Genomic DNA, 4,695 nt, shown 5'->3' on the forward strand with positions numbered 1-4,695 from the left:
GAAATTCGCAATGCTATCGCCAATCGCTTGGAAACTGCAGACAGTGCCGTTTATGAAGTGTTGCAACACGCGGTGCTGATGTTACGCGACAAAACCGAACCGGTATTCCGTGAACGGGCGGAAATCGTAACCGATGTCTGTCGTCGGTTAGTGGGGTGTTTGCAGGGTCATGACATGGCGGCTTTGGAGCTTTCCGAGCCGGCAATTGTCTGTGCCAAGGAACTAACCCCCTCGGAAATGATTCATTTGAATCCCGAAAAGTTATTGGGGGTTGTGTTAGACGAAGGCGGGGAAACGTCGCATGCAGCAATTCTCACTCGGCTCTTTGGTGTACCAGCAATTGTCGGAATGAAGAATTTCTCTCAAGCGTTTGATAATGGCACTCCTGCGATAATCAATGGAAATTCCGGGAAAATCATTATCCACCCCGATGACGAAACCCTTGCGAAGTACCAGCGTAAAATCGAAAAGTTCCAGAAGTACCGCCAACAATTAGAGAATATTCGCGACACCGAAGCGATAACAAAAGATGGTGTGCGGATTTATCTCCATGCGAATATTGAACTTCCTATCGAATTGAAAGCGGTACACAACGTCAATGCCGATGGCGTCGGTCTATTCCGTACTGAGTATCTCTATCTAAGTCAGGAAGTTTTGCCCAGCGAGGAAGAGCAATACCGCGCCTACCGGGAAGTCGCCGAAGCGCTCTCCCCGAAACCGGTCGTGATTCGCACTTTTGACTTGGGCGGTGATAAAATTCCCAGTGGGATGAGCCATCATCGGGAACCGAATCCGTTTATGGGGTGGCGGGCAATCCGGGTATCGCTCGCCCGACCGGAACTGTTTCGCATCCAGCTTCGAGCAATCGCCCGCGCCGCTGTGTACGGGAATATCTCCATCATGTTCCCAATGGTGATTGGTTTGGGAGAATTTCGCACCGCAAAGGAAATGTTTCTGACTGTGTGCAATGAATTAGCCCGACAGCATATTCCTCACAATTGCAATGTACCGATTGGTGTGATGATCGAAGTCCCTTCGGCGGCGATTCTGGTCGACCTATTTGCCCGCGAAGCTGACTTCTTGAGTATCGGAACGAATGACCTTACTCAATTCACCCTTGCCGTTGATCGTAGTAATCCGTTCGTCACGGATCTCTACCAACCCTTCCATTTATCGGTGTTGCGACTTATCCAACAGATTATCGATTCCGGTAATCGAGCCAACTGTAAAGTATCGATCTGTGGTGAATTAGGGGGAAATTCGGTCGCGGCGCCGCTATTGATTGGTATGGGAATGCGGCATTTCTCGATGTCGCCGATGCTCATCCCGGAAATCAAAGCGATTGTGCAGGCAACGACCGTCGATGAATGTAAACAGACTGCTGAAACGGTATTCTCCCTTGCCACCTCACAAGAAATCACCGACTACCTCCGACAAACCATCCGCAAACGCTTCGCCGATCTCCCGATCTGGTTCGGCAGATAATTTTCTTTTCCGTAGCGCAGACAATCCTGTCTGCGAATTCTGTAACAATCATTCAGAGTAATAGAAACAGTGTAGTAGGGACAGACCCCAGAATAGTCTGTCCAACTTGTCATTGCGAGAGCGCATTGCGCCGAAGCAATCCCAGAAGTAGACATACGCCAACAATCCTGACCGCGAATGGGTGGTTATGGGTCTCCCGACCTGTATAGCATGGTGGCTACGGGCTTCCAAGCCCGTTCTTTAGTTAGGTTAGCGCAGGCGTCCCCGCCTGTATTCAACTGCCGTACGTTGGACATTCTTGTCCAACGGGCGTAAAGTTTACATGAGTCCGCAATGGAAAGGGTACTGACAGGTCTCCAGACCTGTATCGTAGGTGAGCCCGGCGGACTCCCGCAAAAAGAGGGCGGCTGCCAGCCGCCCCTACGGTTAAAAATGAGATAGGTGGTTACAGGTCTCCAGACCTGTAATGTAGGGGTTCGATTACAAACTCGAACTAAAGAATTCAACGGAGTTTGTGAGCCAACGCTGAAGATGCGTTGGGTTCATCGAACCCGGAGTGTAGGGGTCGAATTAAATTCGACCCGGTGCGGCGAACGCCACATAAAAATCGGGCGTATGCCATACGCCCCTACTCACCGCGAAAATATTCCCATCATGATGAATTTTCTTGCAATCAATCTTTTACACGAATACATTACATGGAATGCTTTGCCAAGGACGCAAAGATGGTACCCTTCCGATTTCTCTTCACACTTCTTCTCCTAATCACACTCGTGACGTGTGCGATGGCACAGCCGCAGGCACCAATAGTTTGGGGGCAGCCTGTACAGATAAACACGTATCCAACATTTGATGATACTTGGGTGGTATACTCCAAGGGTGACACTCTGGTGAACATTGGTACATACTGGACTCGCTGGATTGAAGTAGTAAAAGTTTCGATAAGCGTAAACAATGGTGCTACTTGGCGACCCACCACTCATCTCGTCGATTCAACGATGAATGATAATAACTTAATTGGCGCGAATTGGCGAGTTTGTTACACCGATCAGACACTGTATATCTGCTCGGCTTTAAATGCATCCGTAGTTGGCCTTTGGAGCAGTGTCGATTGGGGTCTTACATGGCGCTGTACTCGTATTCCAGTGCCTATCGGTTTCCTTCGAATGGATGATAATATCGGTGACACACTTTTTTTTGTTCAACAAGATTATAATCACGGCAACACTCGCTATTACTATACCCATACAGTCGGAACAAGTGGTGTTCTTGCTCAACCGATACTGTTACCAAAACCGTTTCTCTTGTCAACTTCCCATAATAAAATCAATTTTATACACAATTCCAGTTATGTTTATGAACCGAACGATATTGGCAGCCGACTTTATTTTGCACAACTCAACCGTGCAACTGGCACCCTATTAGCAACGAGACAGCTAAATACTGATCTATATTGGAATGTGGGAACACATGGAGAAATTCGAGATGATGGTTATGGCTTTTTTTGCTCTGGCACCGATTCATTGCCCACTCAATTCATACAGGATTATGTACGCATAACAATAAACAATACAACCGATGGCGGACGAACTTTTTCTAGACAATATCTGACAGAGTATGCTAGTGCTAGAGAAAATACGATTTATGGTTGGAAAGAAAAATATGTAGTATTGACATGGTTGGATTCAACTGTACAAGCCACTAACACCCGCGCAGCATTCTGGGCAGCATTTTCAGCAAATCGTGGACAAAGTTTTTATCCAGGAAAACAGTTAGTAAATGGTATGGCAGGTTTTTACAATACTGACGTACGTTCCATTGAGATTCGCCCACTTGAACATCGAATCCGCATCAATTACGTCAGAGGGATGATAGGAGCCGATATATTTAATTACTCAATGGTTGGCACATTTACACCTGATTCTGTTCTGCCAAGCTTGGACTCTGTTTGGTCGTTACCGTTGGATTGCGCAACAAATGAGCGCATAAATTTACGGGCATCTGCTCGCGATAACGATTCTTTATGGCGGGTCTGTTTAGTTGTTCGCCCGCTTGATTCACAAGACTCTCAAGTTGTCACTCTTACAAGGATAAACGAACACCTTTTTGAAGGCGAATGGCTTGCTCCCGACACGTCGACAACCCTAACCCACTATTATTTCAATGAGGACATGTGGGAAAATCGGGGCTTCTACACCACTTTAACTCCTCTTCACCCAGACACAATAACTGTTGTTTCGTCGGATGTAACGGAAAGTAATCCGCTTGTTTCCGAATTCGGAGTGTCGATTCACCCCAACCCCTTCAATCATTCGACGACGATTACCGCCACTCTCCCACTCGGATCATCCGATGCGGTAATCACAATTCACGATATTTTGGGACGGGAGGTGTATCGTTCCCAACCATTGCACCGCGATGCCAGTAACAATATCTCACTAATCTGGAATACTCATACCAGCAATGCCAGTGGACAATCGAAGGTACCACTCAGCAGTGGCATCTACTTCGTACAACTTCGCGCCGGCTCCTACCACACCATCACCAAAATCACTCTCCTACAGTAGGGGCGTGCCGCGCACGCCCGTATCTTTTTGCGTGGCCGCGACATTCCTGTCGCGGTGGCTTTGGGTGAACACGAGGTTCGCCTGTACATCTGGACAGACAGGGGCGTCTGTCCCTACTGGTGGCTACGGGCTTCCAAGCCCGTTCTATGGTGGGGTACTGACAGGTCTCCAGACCAGTAACTTCGGGCGTGCGCGGCACGCCCCTACTGGAGGTTAATCTTGCCTGACAGTTTCGGGCGGGCGTGGAAGCCCGCCCCTACCCAAAAGAAGAAAGGGCGTTTTCGAACGCCCCCTCTCAAAAGAAACAGAAACTGATCTGCGATTATCGGAGATACATCACTTTCCTGACCGCTTGCCAATCGGTAGCATCCATTCTCACAAAGTACAGCCCACTCGTAACCCCCTCCGGTGCCCACATAATGCGATGTTTCCCCGCACTCACCGTCCCTTGCACCAGCTCGGCAATCGTCCGCCCCTGCACATCAACAACACTAATCCGAACTTGACGTGCTTCCGGCACCGCAAACGTAACTTGCATACTCGCATTAAAGGGATTTGGATACGGTGTATCCAGCGAGAATTTTGTTGGTAGCGTCGAGGATTCCTGTTCCAAAAGCGTCGCTTCCACTACTCGGCTATGCGT

At 48.5% G+C, this 4,695-nt stretch carries 3 protein-coding genes; 2 read left to right on the top strand and 1 reads right to left on the bottom strand.

Annotation, left to right across the window (positions count from 1 at the left end):
- Together ptsP and OEM52_14070 are read left to right on the top strand one after the other, a co-directional pair.
- A partial coding sequence (gene ptsP, locus OEM52_14065) for a phosphoenolpyruvate--protein phosphotransferase (GenBank protein MDK9701260.1) occupies window positions 1-1,485 on the top strand: 1,485 nt, incomplete at its 5' end.
- A 725-nt stretch (window positions 1,486-2,210) separates the two neighbouring features.
- Window positions 2,211-4,052 (top strand): T9SS type A sorting domain-containing protein, encoded by a 1,842-nt coding sequence (locus tag OEM52_14070; GenBank protein MDK9701261.1) that lies wholly within the window; start codon window positions 2,211-2,213, stop codon window positions 4,050-4,052.
- Window positions 4,053-4,374: 322 nt separating this feature from the next.
- Here the strand turns inward: OEM52_14070 and OEM52_14075 are convergent.
- The coding region (locus OEM52_14075) for a T9SS type A sorting domain-containing protein (protein ID MDK9701262.1) at window positions 4,375-4,695 on the bottom strand (321 nt) is incomplete at its 5' end.

Source organism: bacterium (assembly GCA_030247525.1).
In the GTDB taxonomy this organism is placed as follows: Bacteria; Electryoneota; JAOADG01; order JAOADG01; family JAOADG01; genus JAOTSC01.